Origin of the sequence: Bacillus sp. FSL P4-0334 (assembly GCF_038004825.1) — a bacterium.
Lineage (GTDB): Bacteria > Bacillota > Bacilli > Bacillales > Bacillaceae > Bacillus > Bacillus velezensis.
Genome location: NZ_JBBORX010000001.1, coordinates 4033189 through 4051013 on the forward strand (window position 1 = coordinate 4033189; position 17825 = coordinate 4051013).

A 17825-nucleotide genomic window follows, 5' to 3' on the forward strand; every position below is an offset into this window, starting at 1 on the left:
GAGCGCAAAAACAGGCTAATCAAAGAATTATTCAACTATTAGAAGAGAAGAAAAAGTAATCCCCCAAAACGGGGGATTTTTTCATTTCAATAATGATTTCAGTTTCGCTTTCGTACTCGGCCCGTAAATTCGCATCTGCTCTGTTTATTCGTGATAGACAGGAACCTTTTTACCAAAAGAGGACATCCTATGTAGAGTATCCTGTTTTATCAATTTTGCCTTGTGGAGTTGTTATGCTTTAAATGCAGGAATGTAACTGCTGAATTTCTGTCCCTTGAACCAGAACCCAAAAGGAAGGGGTCTACTCTGAAAGTCAATGTATCGGTTCCTGAAATCTTGCCTTTTTTACCCAGAAGCTTTGAATGAGGGATAATTATGAACTTCACTATATACCTGCCTTCTTTTTCTTCGGATAATTTAACGCCTCCTTTAGTGGTAACAGAGAGTGTGTCATCCTTATAGAATTCACGGGCACTGTCTAATATATTTTTACAGAAAAGCTCATGCATAAAAACACCAAATAGCTCCTGAGAAACTTTTGGGTTCTGGCCGTGTTCTTGTTTAGCAGCAGCCACTGTGATAGAGCTTAACGAAAAACATAAGATCACCAATACAATTATTTTTTTCATAGTAATCATCTCCCTTCACTTTAACATTTGCATTCCTTTATTTTTTATTACATCTTGAATATCTAATAACTTCGAAAAGTCTTCTCCCTTCATAAAAGAGAGAGGTTATTATTACTTCAGCTAAGACAAGATTTTCGCTTTTGTACTCAGCTGTAAATATCCTTATCAAACCGTTCATCAATTGAAACTGACTCATTTACTGATGTAAGTGATTTTAAATAAATGGCAGAAAAACCCTCCTCATCTCGAGAAGGGCTCTGACTTATACTTTTTTTCTCTAAATCAGTCCGAAGAAACTAACTGATGCCGCTCAACTTTTCAATCGAAGGGCTTCATCGGGCTCTCCAACTATTTTCCCCTATGCTTTTCTTTTGCTTTTTGTTTTCTGATTAAATATTTTTGTTCCTTTATTTTTTCTCTTTGTTTTCTATTCAGTTGTTTTTTCTTTTCTTTTCTTGCTTCAAGCTCCTGTTTTATCGCTTTTTGTGCCTTAGTTGATATCCCGATATTTTTCATCTCTTTAGAAGCTTGTCGCTGCAATCTTTTTGGGTTTAATTTCTTAGATTTTGCTTTAACACAAACCCCTTCTTGTTCAGTGTGGGAGAGAGTCTGTAAAAGTTGATTATTAACAAAATGCATTATTTCTGAATCCTTTGGCTCTTGTCCAAACAAATGACGAATTGCTCTTAATTTCCCATCATTCACAACTTCAATGACTCCTACCCAAAACTGACCATCGTAGTAAACCGTTAATTTCATAACGATTCCCTCCTCCTAAATTTACTGAAGAATGATGGACATCCCGAGGAGGGGAAGGTTACTGACATTTTAAATCATGCATCCGGACTACCAACCGAATTGTGTTTTTTCATTCTCATTATAAATTTAACAAACTTTCAAATTGAAGGAAAGGGTCTCCGCTTATTTTGACAACACTTCAAGTTTTGCTTTGGTATCAGGCAGGCCCATAAATCCCATCAGCTTTTAATCTACTATCGCTGTTTTCGCTCCATGTGCGCCGTCAATCCCGAAGTTCTTTGTTACATGATAAGCCGCTTCATTCATCGGAATAATGCAAATGGCATTTGTCTGAACTACAAAATGCGCAAGTGCAAACTCTAATTTTCTCCACAAAAAAAGCAGCTTTACGCCGCTTTTTTACTTTACGAAGTGAATATTTTAACGATTTGCATGGCCAAGTAGGCGATTCCGGCGCCGATTAACGGGCCTACGGCGACGCCTCCGAAAAGCGCGACGGCAAGTATCGTGCCGATGACCAGCGCCGTTGTAATATGAGGGTCGTTTTCCAATAAGGTGAGACCGTTTTTGGCGATTAAGGCAACCGCGATCCCGGCACCGAGAGCGATCCACGCATAATATGATTTCATCGCTTCTCCGAGCTGTTTAAAACCGATATCACCTGTGGCAATCGGCACTAAAACGGCGATTGTAATGACGGTGACCCCCCAGTTGATGCCTTTTGACTGAATAACCGGAAATAGTTTCTGATCAAGACCGACAGCTTTTATCACAATGAGAAAGCCGACGGCAAAAAGCAATGACTGATTTTTGGCTACCAATGCGATGGCCAGCAATAATAGTAAAAATAAATTCGCCTGTGTAAACATCCTGAAAGCACCCTCTTTCATCATATCTGTATTCATATCCTTTTTTTTGACGAATAAACTAATGTAATAGGACGTGCCATCGAGAGGAGGATCGATGTGAATCCGCACTATGCAACTGTTTTTTTCCGCGCGCTGTTTGTACTCGCTGCGGCCGGCGGCGCTTTAGCGGCCGGTTACGCCTCATTTCCGTTAACTTATCCGTTTCTGATCGCCCTTATTCTGTCATCAGCGATCATTCCCGTAGTTGACTGGCTGGACAAACTGACGGGGATGCCCCGATCAGTCAATACAGTCATTGTCCTGGTCTTCTTTTTGCTTATTCTTCTCGGCGCGGCGACATTTCTCGTTGCGGAAATCATTTCGGGAACCGCCTATCTGGCCAAAACGCTCCCTCCCCATATCAGCGCCTTTATGACGTATTGCGAAGAGCTGTTCACTTCCCGCATTCAGCCATTGTACCACGAGCTGACCGTCTTATTTAACGGGCTTGAAACCAATCAGCAGGCATCCATCGTGACGCATATTCAGACCCTCGGTGATACAGCCGCTAAAAATGCGGGGCTGATGCTTTCACATCTTTTGGAGCTGGTGCCGAAATGGATTGCCTTCCTTCCCAATACAGCTGCCGTCTTCATTTTCGCAATGCTGGCGACTTTTTTTATGACAAAGGACTGGCATAAGCTGAAGGCGCTGCTTTATTCCATTCTTCCGGAACGGGTTTCGGCAAACGCCAAGGCCGTATCGGGAGAGCTGAAAAAAGCGATGGCAGGTTTCATTAAGGCGCAGGCCGTGCTCATACTTTTCACGATGATCATTGTCTTTATCGGACTTTTTCTTTTAGGGATTGAGCATGCGGCAACCATCGCCTTTTTTATCGGCCTGGTGGACCTGCTCCCGTATCTCGGCGCCGGATCGGTCTTTGTTCCCTGGATTATGTATTTGGCCATTGCCGGTCAGCTTCCTCAAGCGATCGGTCTCGGTGTTTTATATATTGTGGTTCTTATCCAGCGCCAGCTGACGGAGCCGAAAATTTTAAGCAAGTCAATCGGACTTGATCCGCTTGCGACCTTAATCGCTCTGTTTGCCGGCTTTAAATTGTTCGGAATTTTAGGACTGGCTGCGGGGCCCGCGCTGCTCGTTTTCATTCAGGCCTTTATCACAACGGGCGCTTTAAAAGAAATATGGGCCTATATTACTGTTCAGTCCAAATAAAAACAGCAGCCCTGTAAGAAGGCTGCCGTTTTTATTTGATAATGATCCGCTTGTTTTTTGACATTCCTCTCAGCCATTTGAACAAAAGCGGCTTCATGCGGTTCCGAGTGAACGGAATCAGAAGACAGGCCCCTGCAATATCGGACAGAAAACCCGGAAGCATCAAAAGCAGGCCTCCGAAAAAGACGCATATTCCGTCAAGAAGCGCTTCCCCCGGCATTTTGCCGTGCTGCAGGTCGCGCATCACCCGATGATACACATCGGTTCCCTGTCTTTTTGCCACCAAGGCGCCTAACACGCCTGTCAAAATGATGAGAAGGAAGGTCGGAAAAATACCGAGCCATTTTCCCGCCAGCAGAAACAAACCGATTTCAATTGCCGGACACACGATAAACAGTAAGAATAACACTCTCATTTTTCTGCCCTCCTGCCCTTCTAAAAGCGCGTCACCGCCCGCATGGGAATAGGAAAATAAACCTAAAGACAAAAGAGAAGGGAGAACCCCCTCTCTTTTTTAAAGCTGTTTAAAGAACGCTTGCGCGGCCTTCATACACAGCGCCGCGGGCAGCGTCAACTGTGATAACCTGTCCTTCTGTTAAAACTGAAGTTGCGTTCTCCAGACCGACGATAACCGGAATGCCCAAGCTTAAACCGACAACGGCTGCATGGCTTGTCAGACCGCCTTCTTCAGTGATGAGCGCTGATGCTTTTTCAAGTGAAGCGATCATGTCGCGGTCAGTGCTTGAAGCAACCAATACTGCGCCGTCTGTCATTTTTTGTTCAGCTTCTTTCGCATTTTTTGCAACAACGACCGGACCGAATGCAGATTTGCGTCCGATGCCTTGCCCTTTCGCGATAACGCTGCCGACAGTGTGGACTTTCATCAGATTCGTCGTGCCTGATTCACCGACAGAACCTGCTGTAATGACAATCAGATCACCGCGTTTCACGATGCCGCTGTCAAGTGATTTTTGAACCGCGTCTTCAAGCATTTCATCGGTTGAATTCGCGTTTTGGCCGCTTGCCGGGAATACACCGAATACAAGACCGAGTTTGCGTGATACAGACTCATTAACCGTAACGGCTACAATCGGAGCCTGCGGACGGTATTTCGCGATCATACGCGCCGTATGGCCGCTTTCTGTAGGGGTAACGATAGCTGCCGCACTCAGATTGATCGCCGTGTGCGCAACTGATTGGCCGATCGCATCGGTAATCGTCATGCCGACCTGATCTCTGCGTTTAGACAGAATTTCTTTGTAGTTCAGAGATTCTTCCGTGCGTGTGGCGATGTTAAACATTGTTTGAACCGCCTCGACAGGATATTGTCCCGCAGCCGTCTCACCGGAAAGCATGATAGCGTCTGTGCCGTCGAAAATGGCGTTGGCAACGTCACTTGCTTCAGCGCGTGTCGGACGAGGGTTGCGCTGCATGCTGTCAAGCATTTGTGTCGCAGTAATAACCGGTTTGCCGAGCGCGTTGCATTTTTTGATCATTTCTTTTTGCACGAGCGGCACTTCTTCGGCCGGAATCTCTACGCCGAGGTCTCCGCGCGCTACCATTAAGCCGTCAGATACTTCCAGGATCGCGTCCAGGTTGTCCACGCCTTCCTGGTTCTCGATCTTAGGAATGATTTGAATGTCAGACGCGTTATGCTCTTCAAGCAGTTCGCGGATTTCAAGGACATCCGTAGAACGGCGTACAAATGACGCAGCGATGAAATCAACGCCTTGCTCGATACCGAATACGATGTCTTTGGCGTCTTTTTCAGTAATTCCGGGAAGGTTGACGCTGACGCCGGGAACGTTTACGCCTTTTTTATTTTTCAGCGTGCCGCTGTTTAAGATTTTTGTTTTGATTTCGTGTTTTTCCGGATTTGATTCTAGCACTTCCAATCCGATTAAACCGTCATCCAACAGGATGATAGACCCTGCTGACACGTCGTCTGCCAGGCCTTCATAAGAAACTGAGAATTTTCCAAGCGTTCCCAGCACCTGTTTCGTAGAAACGATAATTTCATTTCCCGCCTGAAGCTCAAGCGCGCCGTTTTCCATATCGTGCGTGCGGATTTCCGGACCTTTCGTATCGAGGAGAATCCCCACGTTTTTGCCGAGCTTTTTGCTTGCTTCTCTGATGTTTTTGATTCTTGCGCCGTGCTCTTCGAAATCACCGTGTGAAAAATTCAGACGAGCAACGTTCATACCCGCTTCCATCAATTTTGTCAGCATTTCTACACTTTCACTGGCCGGACCGATTGTACAAACGATTTTTGTTTTTTTCAACTCGTTCACTTCCTTCTGAAATCTTCAGCTTCTTCCGCCTTAAATAGACAGTTCTTTTGAAAGCTGATACATGTTTGGTTCAACAGTATGTTTTGATTCTAAAATTTCTATAATATCATGGTCTACAAGCTTGTTGTTTTGTATACCTACGCAGCGTCCGCCTTTTCCTTTAAGCAGAAGCTCAACCGCGTAAGCGCCGAGGCGGCTTGCAAGAACCCGGTCAGAAGCGCTTGGAGATCCGCCGCGCTGGATGTGCCCTAAAACGGATACCCGTGTTTCAAGGTTCGTTTCTTCTTCGATGCGTTTTCCGAATTCAACCCCGCTGCCTACCCCTTCTGCAACGATGATGATACTGTGTTTTTTGCCGCGGTCGTGCCCTCTCTTCAAACGGCCGATAATTTCCTGCATATCGTAGTCCGCTTCAGGAATTAAAATTGATTCCGCTCCGCCTGCAAGACCTGCCCATAAAGCAATGTCGCCCGCATGGCGCCCCATCACTTCAATAACGTATGTACGCTCATGAGACGTAGCGGTGTCACGGATTTTATCAATCGCATCAATTACGGTGTTTAACGCCGTATCAAATCCGATCGTAAAATCAGTTCCCGGGATGTCATTATCTATCGTACCCGGTACACCTACACACGGAAACCCGTGTTCCGTTAATTTTTTCGCACCCATGTATGAACCGTCTCCGCCGATGACGACAAGACCTTCAATGCCGAGTTTCTTTAAATTTTCGATTCCTTTTTCACGGCCTTCAACTGTTTTGAATTCAGGACATCTGGCCGTATACAGCTTTGTTCCGCCGCGGTGGATGATGTCACCGACCGAACCAAGCTCCAGTTTCTCTATTTTTCCGCTGATTAATCCTGAATAACCGTTATAAATTCCGTACACTTCGACGTCGTGGTAGATAGCTTTCCGCACAACCGCGCGCACCGCAGCGTTCATACCCGGGGAATCCCCGCCGCTCGTTAAAACTCCTATACGCTTCATTTCCTATTCACCTCAGCAACATATATATGTTAAACATATCATGATCATTGCCCTAAAACAATGAAAAGGGACGCCTGAGCTCCCATGAAACCTTACCTATTATACAATTAAATAAATTGTTTTTAAATAAAATTTAAGGAATATCACAAAAATCACAAAAAATAAACGTGAGCCATAGGCTTCACGTCTATTCAGTTTACCCCGATATATTGATCCTCAACCGAAACTTTCCCAATTGCTTTATATTTTTCATAGCGCTGTGAGATCAATTCTTCGGCGTTCAATTGAAGAAGAGATTTTAACGTTTCTTTAAGTATACCGTCAATGTAGCCCGCCTGCTGCTTGATATCGTGGTGAGCTCCGCCCTTCACTTCTTTAATCATATCGTCAATAATTCCTAATTCTAATAAATCGGGCGCAGTAATCTTCATGGATTCGGCCGCTTTTTTCGCAAGGCTGGAGTCCTTCCACAAAATGGACGCGGCTCCTTCAGGAGAAATAACGGAATACGTCGAGTTCTCAAGCATCAGCATGCGGTTGCCCACACCTAATGCAAGCGCGCCTCCGCTGCCGCCTTCCCCGATGACGATACAAACGACAGGCACTGTCAGGCCGGCCATCTCGAACAGGTTCTTGGCGATGGCTTCACTTTGTCCCCGTTCCTCCGCCGCTTTACCCGGGTACGCTCCCTTCGTGTCGATGAAGCAGATAATCGGGCGGTTGAACTTATCGGCCTGCTTCATGAGACGAAGCGCTTTGCGGTAGCCCTCAGGGTGAGGCATCCCGAAATTGCGGACAAGGTTTTCTTTCGTGTCTTTTCCGCGCTGATGTCCGATGACGGTGACCGGCATGCCGTGATATTTGGCGACTCCGCCGACAATCGCCGCATCATCTCCGTATGTTCTGTCTCCGTGGCACTCAAAAAAGTCGGTAAACAGGTATTGAATGTAATCAAGCGTCGTCGGCCGGTCGGGAAGGCGTGCGATCTGCACTCTGTCCCACGGCTTCAGGTTTTTATAAATCTCATCCTGAAGCTTGCTGAGCCGGTCTTCAAGCCTTGCGATTTCAGCGCTTAAATCCATCTCCGAATCTTGGGTGAATTTTTTCAGTTCGGCGATTTTCGTCTGCAGTTCAATCACTGGTTTTTCAAATTCTAATCTTGCAGCCACTCATGCTCACCTCCTGTTTGGTGCATGTCCAGCAGAAATGCGAGTTTGTCTTTCATGTCGTTTCGGTGAATCACCGCATCAAGCTGGCCGTGCTTTAATAAAAATTCCGCCGTCTGGAAATCTTCCGGCAGTTTTTCCCCGATCGTCTGTTCAATAATACGTCTTCCGGCAAATCCGATCAAGGCGCCCGGTTCAGCGAAATTATAATCACCGAGAGACGCGAAACTGGCCGATACGCCGCCTGTCGTCGGGTGGGTCATGACAGAAATAATCAGTCCCTGCTCCTCACTGAACAGTTTTAATGCAGAGCTTGTCTTTGCCATTTGCATAAGACTTAAGACCCCCTCCTGCATACGTGCGCCGCCGGAAGCGGTAAAGATGATAAACGGGACTTTTTCCTCTTTTGCCTTTTCAATTGCAAGCGTGATTTTTTCGCCGACAACCGAACCCATGCTGCCCATTCGGAATGTTGAATCCATGATCGCGATCACGGCCGGGAATCCGCTGATGGTTCCTTTTCCGGTAACCACCGCTTCATTCAGCGATGTTTTCTCACGGTCTTTTTCGATTTTTTCTAAGTATTCCGGGAAACCGAGCGGGTTTTCAGATATCATTCCCTGGTTGAATTCTTCGAATGAATCTTCATCCAGGAGGCTTTCAATGCGCTGCTTTGCATTCATCGGGAAATGGTGCCCGCAGTTCATGCAGACGCGCAGGTTTTTATCTAACTCTTTTGTGAGCATGATTTTTTTACATTTGGGGCACTTTGTCATAATGCCTTCCGGAACATCATGTTTTGCCTGCTCAGACGGCACGGAAGCATATTTTTTCTTTTTTGTGAATATATCCTTTAACAAATGATTACCTCCCTTTTGTGAAGGGTTCTCTTCACTGCATGTCTTCCGATTAGATAGACTTAATAATAACTTTACCGAAACTATTGTACTTTTTTTGTCAAACGGTGTCATCCTCCATTCGACATTTTTTGCTTCAAAACAGACGGAAACGGACGGATTTCATACCGTAAAAAGCGTTGTTCAGCCTTATCTGTCAGCGTTTTCAAAAGAAATAAGGATTCTGCTGAAATTTTTTTAAGACCTGCCCTTAAAAAAATGCCAGCAGTCCGTATATTGAACAGCAGCGCGTTGTTTTTTTCCAACGCGCTGCCATTTCATTTTTGTGTTATTATTCGCCGATGACCGTGAGCTGTCTTGTTTTTTCAGCCACTTCCTCAGGATCGACCGTAATTCTGGCGACGCCCGTTTCCATCGCTGCTTTCGCAACAGCTTTCGCAACGGCAGGAGCCACACGTTTGTCAAATGGAGCCGGGATGACATAATCAGCGCTTAATTCTTCCTCTGTAACAAGGGAAGCAATCGCTTCAACCGCAGCAATTTTCATTTCTTCGTTGATGTGAGTCGCGCGAACGTCAAGCGCTCCGCGGAAAATTCCAGGGAATGCCAGGACGTTGTTGACCTGGTTCGGGAAATCAGAACGGCCTGTTCCGATTACGCTTGCGCCGGCTGCGCGCGCGTCTTCAGGCATGATTTCCGGATTCGGGTTGGCCATTGCGAAGATAATCGGATCTTTCGCCATGCTCTCCACCATTTCTTTCGTCAGCGCGCCTTCGACTGATACGCCGATAAAGACGTCTGCATCTTTAATGACATCCTGAAGCGAACCGTCGTTGCGGTCTTGGTTTGTAAACTTCGCCACTTCGTTTTTCACTGCGTTCATGCCGGCCGGACGCCCTTCGTAAATCGCCCCTTTAGAGTCGCACATTACGATGTTGCGTACGCCGAAATGGTAAAGAAGCTTGATGATCGCGATGCCTGCCGCTCCCGCTCCGTTTGCCACAACTTTAATGGATGACATGGATTTACCTGATAATTTCAGCGCGTTTACAAGTCCGGCAACGGTTACGATGGCAGTGCCGTGCTGATCATCGTGGAAAACCGGAATGTTTGTTTCTTTTTTCAGGCGCTCTTCGATAATGAAGCAGTTCGGCGCCGCAATATCTTCAAGGTTGACACCGCCGAATGTCGGTGCAAGCAGCTTTACAGTGTCAATGATTTTGTCCACATCGTTTGTGTCAAGCGCGATCGGGAATGCATCCACGCCCGCGAAACTTTTGAACAGCACCGCTTTCCCTTCCATGACCGGAAGTGAAGCTTCAGGCCCGATATTACCGAGTCCGAGAACGGCTGATCCGTCTGTTACGACTGCTACCATGTTCCCCTTCATTGTATAATCATATACTTTGTTTTTATCGTCATAAATCTCTTTACAAGGCTCAGCTACTCCGGGAGAGTAGGCAAGGCTTAAGTCATCTGCATTTCTGACTTCTACCTTTGCTTTTGATTCCAGCTTTCCTTGATTTACTTTGTGTAAATGTAACGCTTCTTCTCTTAATGACATTCTAAACACTCCTTTTAAGTACTTTGTTACATATTCTGCCGCATAGACTGGTACAATCGCTGGAGGTGAAAAATTTCAGAATCTTTAAATAAGATAGCACAATTGTTTCAATTGTATAACAAAACGATTATTGTTACCACTATTTTAACACGACGTTTTCGCGGCCCAGCAGCTCTTTTAAACGGTATAACGCCTGATGGTCCGCCTGAATATGAAAAGTATCCGGCAGCCTGATCGTCTGCTTGTCTTTTTCATAATAAAGATAAACGCCGGTTTCCCCTTTATGCTCCAGTAAAATACGCTTCATCTTTTCCAAAAACTCCTGATTGTGCCGGCTGCCTTCGATTTTGATGTAAACAGACGGCGCTCTGTCTGCCTCCGTCTGCTCAAGAAGAGAGCAAGATGACATGATGAATTGTGTCTTCTCCTGACGCTCTTCCATTTTTCCGGCGGCGAATAAAAGCGCGCCTTCTTTTAACAGCGGAGACAGCCTTCTATATTGGTCAGGAAACACGACGGCTTCCATTTCTCCCGTTTCATCGCTTAATGTGAGAAACGCCATATGCTGACCTGTCTTTGTCCGAATCGTTTTGATGCCCGCGAGCAAAGCGCCGATTGACAGCTGCCCCTTCGGCATCTGCCGCGCTGCTGTGATCGCTTGCGCCCCCCGTTTTTTCAGGAGATCCCTGAAAGCGGACAAAGGATGGCTTGAGAAATAAACACCGAGAGCTTCTTTTTCGAACCGAAGCTTGTCCACGAGCGGAAATTCCTCAGCCTCTACATATTTTGGCTTAATGGAGAACGATTCTTCCAAAAACAATCCCATTTGGTCATCGTCTGCACGAAAAAGTTCAGCGTGCTCTAAAGCCACATCAACGGAGGCCAGCAAGGCGGCGCGATTTTGATTGAATTCGTCCATGGCGCCAGAAAATATAAGGGCTTCGATGGTTTTCCGATTCACGCTTTTTGCGGGTACGCGAAAGCAGAAATCGAAAAGATCCTCGAACGGTTTATGTGTTCTTGCTTTATAAATATCTTTCACTGCCGAGACGCCTACGTTTTTAACGGCCCGCAAACTGTATCTGACGGCTCCGTTTTCCGGCGCAAACGGAAAACCGCTTTTGTTTATTGACGGCGGAAGGACTTGAATCCCGCTCCCCTTCGCTTCATGCAGATATTGCGATATTTTGTCCTCATTGCCGATGACGCTCGTCAACAGCCCGCACATAAAATATAACGGATAATGCGCTTTTAAATAGGCGAGCTGATAGCCGATCATGCTGTATGCGACAGCATGGCTTCTGTTGAATCCGTAGTTAGCGAATTTTACAATCAGATCGTAGACCTCGTTTGCAGTGACTACAGAATACTCCTTTTTTAAGCACCCTTCAACAAAATGGCTTCGCTCTCTGTCCAGAATGTCCTTTTGCTTTTTGCTGACAGCCCGTCTGAGCAGATCCGCTTCACCTAATGAAAACCCTGCCATGCGCGAGGCGATCATCATTATCTGCTCTTGATAGACGATGACGCCGTAAGTGTCACTGAGAATATTTCGTACGTCCTCGTGCGGCACTTCCACACGCGCCCGCCCGTGCTTCCGGTCGATAAATAACGGAATATTTTCCATCGGTCCCGGCCTGTAAAGCGCGTTAACCGCGACAATGTCTTCCAGTCTTGACGGCTTCAGGCGTTTCAGCACGTTTCTCATTCCTGATGATTCCAGCTGGAAAATACCCGTCGTATCACCGTTTGACAATAGTGAGAACGTTTTTTCATCCTGATAAGAAATCTCGGAAAAATCAATTTTCGTATTCGTCTCTTTTTCAATCATCGTTTTAATGGATTCAATAAGCGTCAGGTTGCGCAAACCTAAAAAGTCCATTTTTAAAAGACCGAGATCTTCCAAGTGATCCATCGCATACTGCGTTAAATACACGCCGTCATGCCCTTCTTGAAGAGGGACAACTTCAGAAAGCGGCTCTTTACTGAGAACGACCCCCGCCGCGTGTGTTGACGTGTGCCGCGGAAGACCTTCAATTTTCCTTGCGATCTGAAACACTTTATGAAGAACGGCGGATTCGGACAGCCGCCTGTTCAGCTGAGCGGACTGCCGCCTCGCTTCCTCAAGCGTCATTCCCGGTTTTGACGGAATCAGGCGGGCAAGCTGGTCGGCTTCTTTCGGGCTGATTCCGAACACTCTCCCGGTATCCCTTAACGCCGCCTTTGCGGCCAATGTCCCAAAGGTGATAATCTGGGCGACGTGCATGGCCCCGTACTTATTTTGCACATACTGAATGACCTCATCCCTTCTCGTGTCAGGGAAATCGATATCAATATCCGGCATGCTGATCCGCTCGGGATTAAGAAATCTCTCAAACAGCAGAGAATGTTTAAGCGGATCCACGTCGGTAATGAAAAGGGAGTAAGCGACAAGCGAGCCTGCCGCGGACCCTCTTCCCGGACCTGTCACAATGCCCTTTTCATGCGCGTACTTCATAAAGTCCCATACGATGAGAAAATAATCACTGAATTTCATGCGCCTGATGACGTCCAGCTCATATTCAAGCCGGCGGACAGCGCGCTCATCAGGAGTGCCGAAACGGAGGCGCAGCCCCTCATGACAGATCTCCGCCAAATAGTCATCGGCTGATTTGCCGTCCGGCGCCGGAAAAGACGGAAGCTGTGTCTGTCCGAGGCTGACATCGACCCGGCATTGCCGGGCGATACGCGCGGCTGCTTCAATCGCTTCCGGATGCCGCGTGTAAAGCTCTGCCATTTCTTCAGGCGCCCTCAAGTATAAGTCCGGCAGATTCCCGCTCTGATCCTCCCACTTCTCTCCGGCTTTAATAGCGCACAGACAGCGGTACGCATCTTGATCTTCTTTCTTGATATAACGGACATCTCCCGCAGCGCAGACAGCGATTTCCGTCTCGGCTGACAGGCGGAGAATCTCTTCTGATAACGTCTCATGTCCTTTAAAAGGCTGGTACCCTAAATAAAAACGGCCGTCTCCGAACAGCTCCCGGAATCCTTCGGCAGCCCGGACCGCTTCTTCAAACTTCCCGGCTTGAAGCAGGCTTTCAATGTAGCCGTTTTCACCGGGCGTAATGGCGATCAGCCCCTCATGATAGCTCTTCATCCATTTTCGCTTCATGCCGCCCTTTGCCATGGATTGCAGCGCACTTGAGATTTTCACCAGGTTCTGATATCCGGTGTTTGTCTCTGCTAAAAGAATGAGCGGATGTGCTTCAAGCTCCGTATCGTCCGTGTATATAGAAGCCGTCAGACCGATAATCGGCTTAATTCCGTTTGATTTGCATGCTTTATAAAACTCAATGGCGCCGTACATCACATTTTCGTCCGTCAGCGCCAATGATGAATATCCGAGTTCCTTCGCTTGTGTAACAAGCTCTTTTACAGAAGCGGCGCTGTTTAACAGACTGTAGCCGCTATGTACTTGCAGGTGAACAAAAGACAATGCCGCCACTCCTTTCCCATACGTTCATTTTGCCTTTCTACATTATAAGACGGGTTTTCTTAAGAAACAAATGTTCTTTTTTGACTCATCATCATACTTGTCCGTTTCGCTCAATATGATAGAAAAGTGAGGTGGTGTATATATGGATCAGGAAGCCGGATTTATGGCGAATTTCATCAGCAGTTATTTTATCGCCCTCGGTGTGTTGCTCGGCGGCGCGCTGATCGGCGGCCTCGGAGCTTATTTATCAGGCGAGCCTCCGCTGACGGCGATCACAAAATTGGCGAACAGGCTGAAGATCTGGGCGCTTGTCGCGGCGATCGGGGGAACATTTGACGCGGTATACAGTTTCGAGCGGGGGCTGTTTGAAGGCAACACGCGCGACATTTTCAAACAGCTTCTTTTAATTATTTCAGCAATGGGCGGCGCGCAGACCGGCTGGCTGATTATTTCATGGCTGACCCAGGAGAATATGTCATCATGAGAATTCCCGAGTATTATAAAAAACCGGGATGGCAGCGTTTTTTCGCGGGAATGATGTGCGGAGCCATCGTCAGCTGGCTGTTCTTTCTGTTTACATACGGAACGTTTCAGGAAGAACAGGTGACGTTAATTGAAAAGCAGCGTGAGCACGCGCGGGATTTAAAAAACCAAATCTCCATCTATCAGAAGGATCTTCATAAATTAAATGAGGATAATAAGCAAAGACTTCTCATCCAAAGTGTTGATGTGAAGCTGATCAATGGGGAAAAATACAGAATCGCCCAGCCTGACAAGATGAAATTTGAGGAACAAGTGAAAGATAATATTTCTGAAGTCATCACAAAAGATATTGAAAGCGTGTATAAAACAAAGGAGCTTTTAAAACGGACGATCGAAAACAAAATATACACCATAAATGAGAAGGAATTTAAAGCTGAAGTAAAGGAACTGACGATTTATACGAGATTGTCTGTCGAAATTCATATTTCTTTTGCGACGTAATTATGTCATTTTTAAAAATTTTCCATAGATCTGTCGCTTTTTTCTCCGCTTTTTTATAAACTGTAGATGAGACATTTTCAATGATTCTGAAGGGAGGAAGGGAAAATGGAGGTTTTTAGTGAACGACGCTTGGCAAAAGATCATGCAGCCCGAATCAGACAAGGCTATTCCGCATATGCAGAAACAGACACACTCGCTTCCCTCATAAAAAAAGAACTCCAAATCTGTAATCTCCGCGTCTACGAAGACCTGACTGATTTCGGCTGCTGGTTCATCCCCGTGACAGATGAACACTAAGAAAGAGGGTCTCCCCTCTACTTGTGTTCGTTACATACCTCTTCCAGATCAGCAAGAATCTGATCGGTTTCATCCCAGCTGAAGATGGATGCGCCGGCCGCAAGCGGATGTCCGCCGCCATTGTATTTCCGGGCAATTCCGTTGATGACCGGACCTTTTGAACGGAACCGGACTCTGATTTGATCGTCTTCTTCTACGAAAAACACCCAAGCGCGGATACCCGAAATATTTCCGAGTGTTCCGACAAGCTGCGACGCTTCAGAAGCGGTGGTTCCATATGTCTCCAAAATGTCTTTTTTAATGAACACGGAAGCGACGCCGTTTTCAGACAGTGACACATTTTGATAAATAAAGCCGTTAAGCTTCACCACATTTAATTTTGTTTCATACAATTGATTGAACAGCTCTGACGATGAAAATGGGAACTCAATGAGCTCTCCCGCGTATTTTAATGTCTTTTTTGTGGTGTTCGGGAATAAGAAGCGCCCCGTATCACCGACGATACCCGCGTAGATCAGCTCAGCTGCTTTCGTATTCAGTTTCCAGCCGTGCTGTTTTCCTTCCAGGTACAGCTCATAGATCATTTCGCTTACGGAGCTTGCATTCGTATCGACCCATAACAGATCGCCATACGGATCTTCATTTGGATGGTGGTCTATTTTCATGAGCTTTGCGCCGGAATGGTAGCGCTGATCGTCGACCCTGCCTTGGTTTGCGGTGTCGCACACGATGACAAGAGCATCTTTATAGGTTTCGTCATCCACCTCATCGAGGGAATATAAAAAAGACAAGGACGGCTCAGGCTGTCCGACGGCAAAAATATTTTTTTCGGGATACGTTTCCCGCAGGATTTCCGTAAGGCCGCACTGTGAACCGTAGGCGTCCGGGTCAGGCCTCACATGTCTATGTAAGATAATGGTGTCATATAATGATATGGTTCTGATCAGTTCGGATTTCATCGCTTTCTCCTTTTCGTTTTTATTCATTTAATCATACTCTTTATCCATGGAAAAGGAAAATCTTTCAGCAACGGTATAAACGGTTTTGCAAACTCATATAATGGAGGATTTCATTTATGCTGGTTTTTGTTTTTCTCATCGGGCTTTCTGCCTGCTTTTACGTGTATTACAAAGTAAAAGGAATCCAGACGAAACGGGCGCTGGAGAAAGAATGTTTTTCGGCTAAATCAAGTATGGCATTAGGCGCGCTGGTGTTTTTGTACGGAGTAAACCAAATGATTCTGTTTCACTCCGTCCTGACTCTGGTCATCGGCGGCGTCTTCATTTTAATCGGAGCAGGCAGCGCATGGGCCGGGTATAGAGCCTATAAGCATTATGAGCCCATCCATGCAAAGGAAGCGGAGAGGGACCACGCATAATGAATGCCAAGGGACCCGGGTGCGTCCCTTAACTTCTCTCCATCAGCTGCACCATGAGCATCGCTTTTGAAACGATGCCGCTTTGGCTTGACACTTCCACTTCCATTTTCCCGAATTTCCGGCCCGCCTCTAAAATGCGCGGTTTCACTTCAATGACCGACTCCATCTGTACGGGCTTCAGGAAGAAAATCGTAATGCTTTCAATGACCAGCTCGCCGCGTTTGCGGGAGCGTAAAAATCGGCTGGCGGCCTGGGTTAAAATCGTCGTAAACACCCCGTAAGAAATCGTGCCGAGCTGATTGGTCATTTGCGGCGTGACTTCATATTGATAAACGGCCGGCGTTTTGTCATCTTCGTCTTCTTTAAATCCCCTTGAAACAATATCATCCAGCTTTTCCCCGACCTGAGGCTGCTTTTGAACCATTTGAAGCGCTTTTAAGACATCCTGGCGGCTGATCATTCCGATCAATTTGTGATGCCCGTCTGTCACCGGAAGCACTTCAATTCCTTCCCAAACCATCATTTGAGCCGCTGAGGCGACAGATGTTTTCCCGATCACCGTGACAGGGTTTTTGGTCATTACTTTTTCAATCGGAACTGACCGGTCATGCCCCGCGATATCTTTCGATGTGAGGATTCCGTGGATTTTCATCTGCTGATCGATAACCGGGAAGCGGCCGTGTCCGGTTTCATAGTTTTTTTCGTACCATTTCTCCAGCTTATCCTTAGGGGACAGCGTCACTGTCCGATCTGCGGGCGTCAAAATGTCTTCCACGAGCACAATCTCTTTTTTTATGAGCTGATCATAGATCGCCCGGTTGATCATCGCGGCTACCGTAAAGGTATCGTAACTCGTGGAGAGAATCGGAAGCTCAAGCATATCGGCCAGCTCGATAATGCTGTCGTCGGTATTAAACCCTCCCGTTACCAAAACAGCCGCGCCCGCTTCAAGCGCCTGGCGGTGGGCGTTGATTCGGTTCCCGACGATTAACAGGTTCCCCGCCGCCGTATAACGCATCATCGCGTCAAGCTCCATCGCGCCGATCACAAACTTATTCAACGTTTTATGCAGACCGGCTTTTCCGCCGAGCACCTGGCCGTCTATCACATTGACGACCTCGGCGTATGTCAGCTTTTCAATATTTTCTTTTTTCTTCTGTTCAATCCGGATGGTCCCCACACGTTCAATAGTGGAAACGAATCCTTTGTTCTCGGCTTCCTTAATGGCTCTGTAAGCCGTTCCTTCACTGACTTTCATTTCTTTCGCAATTCTTCTGACCGAAATTTTTTCACCGACAGGAAGCGAATCTATGTATGATAGGATTTGTTCATGCTTTGTTGCCAAGCGTTT

At 46.6% G+C, this 17825-nt stretch carries 17 protein-coding genes; 5 read left to right on the top strand and 12 right to left on the bottom strand.

Features of this window, described 5'->3' with window-relative positions; translation table 11 throughout:
- Positions 1-209 precede the first annotated feature (209 nt).
- The 3 genes from NSQ37_RS20275 to NSQ37_RS20285 form a co-directional block, all read right to left on the bottom strand.
- Positions 210-629, bottom strand: a complete 420-nt coding sequence (locus NSQ37_RS20275; protein ID WP_032871707.1) for a hypothetical protein — start codon at positions 627-629, stop codon at positions 210-212.
- 348 nt (positions 630-977) lie between these two features.
- Positions 978-1388, bottom strand: coding sequence for a YjdF family protein (locus NSQ37_RS20280; RefSeq protein WP_015240369.1), 411 nt, complete (start codon positions 1386-1388; stop codon positions 978-980).
- Positions 1389-1792: 404 nt separating this feature from the next.
- The gene (locus tag NSQ37_RS20285) at positions 1793-2257 is read right to left on the bottom strand and encodes a DUF441 domain-containing protein (RefSeq protein ID WP_003152447.1); all 465 of its coding nucleotides are present in this window, start codon (positions 2255-2257) and stop codon (positions 1793-1795) included.
- Positions 2258-2353: 96 nt separating this feature from the next.
- On the opposite strand from NSQ37_RS20285, the gene ytvI reads away from it, so the two are divergent.
- Positions 2354-3469, top strand: a complete 1116-nt coding sequence (ytvI, locus tag NSQ37_RS20290; protein ID WP_012118167.1) for a sporulation integral membrane protein YtvI — start codon at positions 2354-2356, stop codon at positions 3467-3469.
- Positions 3470-3500: 31 nt separating this feature from the next.
- Here ytvI and NSQ37_RS20295 read toward each other — a convergent pair whose 3' ends face one another.
- The 7 genes from NSQ37_RS20295 to dnaE form a co-directional block, all read right to left on the bottom strand.
- Positions 3501-3884: an FxsA family protein gene (locus NSQ37_RS20295; RefSeq protein ID WP_012118168.1), complete on the bottom strand. Its 384-nt coding sequence runs from the start codon at positions 3882-3884 to the stop codon at positions 3501-3503.
- Positions 3885-3993: 109 nt separating this feature from the next.
- Positions 3994-5751, bottom strand: coding sequence for a pyruvate kinase (gene pyk, locus NSQ37_RS20300; protein ID WP_332286165.1), 1758 nt, complete (start codon positions 5749-5751; stop codon positions 3994-3996).
- Between the two features lie 39 nt (positions 5752-5790).
- Positions 5791-6750: a 6-phosphofructokinase gene (gene pfkA / locus NSQ37_RS20305; RefSeq protein ID WP_007408068.1), complete on the bottom strand. Its 960-nt coding sequence runs from the start codon at positions 6748-6750 to the stop codon at positions 5791-5793.
- Positions 6751-6941: 191 nt separating this feature from the next.
- Entirely contained in the window at positions 6942-7919 is a 978-nt protein-coding gene (gene accA, locus NSQ37_RS20310; RefSeq protein ID WP_025285100.1) for an acetyl-CoA carboxylase carboxyl transferase subunit alpha, read from the bottom strand.
- Positions 7904-8776 carry an acetyl-CoA carboxylase, carboxyltransferase subunit beta gene (accD, locus tag NSQ37_RS20315; RefSeq protein WP_003152441.1) on the bottom strand — a complete coding sequence of 291 codons (873 nt, stop codon included), beginning with the start codon at positions 8774-8776 and terminating at the stop codon, positions 7904-7906. Before accD ends, accA begins: the two co-directional genes overlap by 16 nt.
- A gap of 328 nt (positions 8777-9104) precedes the next feature.
- Positions 9105-10337, bottom strand: coding sequence for an NAD(P)-dependent malic enzyme (locus NSQ37_RS20320; RefSeq protein WP_015240371.1), 1233 nt, complete (start codon positions 10335-10337; stop codon positions 9105-9107).
- Between the two features lie 139 nt (positions 10338-10476).
- Positions 10477-13815 (bottom strand): DNA polymerase III subunit alpha, encoded by a 3339-nt coding sequence (dnaE, locus tag NSQ37_RS20325; protein ID WP_085342252.1) that lies wholly within the window; start codon positions 13813-13815, stop codon positions 10477-10479.
- A 142-nt stretch (positions 13816-13957) separates the two neighbouring features.
- On the opposite strand from dnaE, the gene NSQ37_RS20330 reads away from it, so the two are divergent.
- The 3 genes from NSQ37_RS20330 to NSQ37_RS20340 all read left to right on the top strand — a co-directional run bounded on the left by NSQ37_RS20330 (position 13958) and on the right by NSQ37_RS20340 (position 15096).
- The gene (locus NSQ37_RS20330) at positions 13958-14299 is read left to right on the top strand and encodes a YtrH family sporulation protein (protein ID WP_003152438.1); all 342 of its coding nucleotides are present in this window, start codon (positions 13958-13960) and stop codon (positions 14297-14299) included.
- The gene (ytrI, locus tag NSQ37_RS20335) at positions 14296-14799 is read left to right on the top strand and encodes a sporulation membrane protein YtrI (RefSeq protein WP_007408062.1); all 504 of its coding nucleotides are present in this window, start codon (positions 14296-14298) and stop codon (positions 14797-14799) included. Before NSQ37_RS20330 ends, ytrI begins: the two co-directional genes overlap by 4 nt.
- Positions 14800-14904: 105 nt before the next feature.
- Positions 14905-15096, top strand: a complete 192-nt coding sequence (locus tag NSQ37_RS20340) for a hypothetical protein (protein ID WP_007408061.1) — start codon at positions 14905-14907, stop codon at positions 15094-15096.
- Positions 15097-15113: 17 nt separating this feature from the next.
- Here NSQ37_RS20340 and NSQ37_RS20345 read toward each other — a convergent pair whose 3' ends face one another.
- A complete protein-coding gene (locus NSQ37_RS20345) occupies positions 15114-16055 on the bottom strand; it encodes a DHH family phosphoesterase (RefSeq protein ID WP_003152435.1) in 942 nt (313 codons plus the stop codon).
- A gap of 116 nt (positions 16056-16171) precedes the next feature.
- On the opposite strand from NSQ37_RS20345, the gene NSQ37_RS20350 reads away from it, so the two are divergent.
- Entirely contained in the window at positions 16172-16474 is a 303-nt protein-coding gene (locus tag NSQ37_RS20350) for a YtpI family protein (RefSeq protein WP_012118174.1), read from the top strand.
- A gap of 28 nt (positions 16475-16502) precedes the next feature.
- Here NSQ37_RS20350 and NSQ37_RS20355 read toward each other — a convergent pair whose 3' ends face one another.
- The gene (locus NSQ37_RS20355) at positions 16503-17819 is read right to left on the bottom strand and encodes a CBS domain-containing protein (protein WP_012118175.1); all 1317 of its coding nucleotides are present in this window, start codon (positions 17817-17819) and stop codon (positions 16503-16505) included.
- Positions 17820-17825 lie beyond the last annotated feature (6 nt).

Excerpts from the sequence above, each read along its gene's own strand:
- NSQ37_RS20275 (WP_032871707.1), bottom strand. The coding sequence starts at position 629 with ATGAAAAAAATAATTGTATTGGTGATCTTATGTTTTTCGTTAAGCTCT.
- NSQ37_RS20280 (WP_015240369.1), bottom strand. The coding sequence starts at position 1,388 with ATGAAATTAACGGTTTACTACGATGGTCAGTTTTGGGTAGGAGTCATT.
- NSQ37_RS20285 (WP_003152447.1), bottom strand. The coding sequence starts at position 2,257 with ATGTTTACACAGGCGAATTTATTTTTACTATTATTGCTGGCCATCGCA.
- NSQ37_RS20295 (WP_012118168.1), bottom strand. The coding sequence starts at position 3,884 with ATGAGAGTGTTATTCTTACTGTTTATCGTGTGTCCGGCAATTGAAATC.
- pfkA (WP_007408068.1), bottom strand. The coding sequence starts at position 6,750 with ATGAAGCGTATAGGAGTTTTAACGAGCGGCGGGGATTCCCCGGGTATG.
- NSQ37_RS20320 (WP_015240371.1), bottom strand. The coding sequence starts at position 10,337 with ATGTCATTAAGAGAAGAAGCGTTACATTTACACAAAGTAAATCAAGGA.
- NSQ37_RS20330 (WP_003152438.1), top strand. The coding sequence starts at position 13,958 with ATGGATCAGGAAGCCGGATTTATGGCGAATTTCATCAGCAGTTATTTT.
- ytrI (WP_007408062.1), top strand. The coding sequence starts at position 14,296 with ATGAGAATTCCCGAGTATTATAAAAAACCGGGATGGCAGCGTTTTTTC.
- NSQ37_RS20340 (WP_007408061.1), top strand. The coding sequence starts at position 14,905 with ATGGAGGTTTTTAGTGAACGACGCTTGGCAAAAGATCATGCAGCCCGA.
- NSQ37_RS20345 (WP_003152435.1), bottom strand. The coding sequence starts at position 16,055 with ATGAAATCCGAACTGATCAGAACCATATCATTATATGACACCATTATC.
- NSQ37_RS20350 (WP_012118174.1), top strand. The coding sequence starts at position 16,172 with ATGCTGGTTTTTGTTTTTCTCATCGGGCTTTCTGCCTGCTTTTACGTG.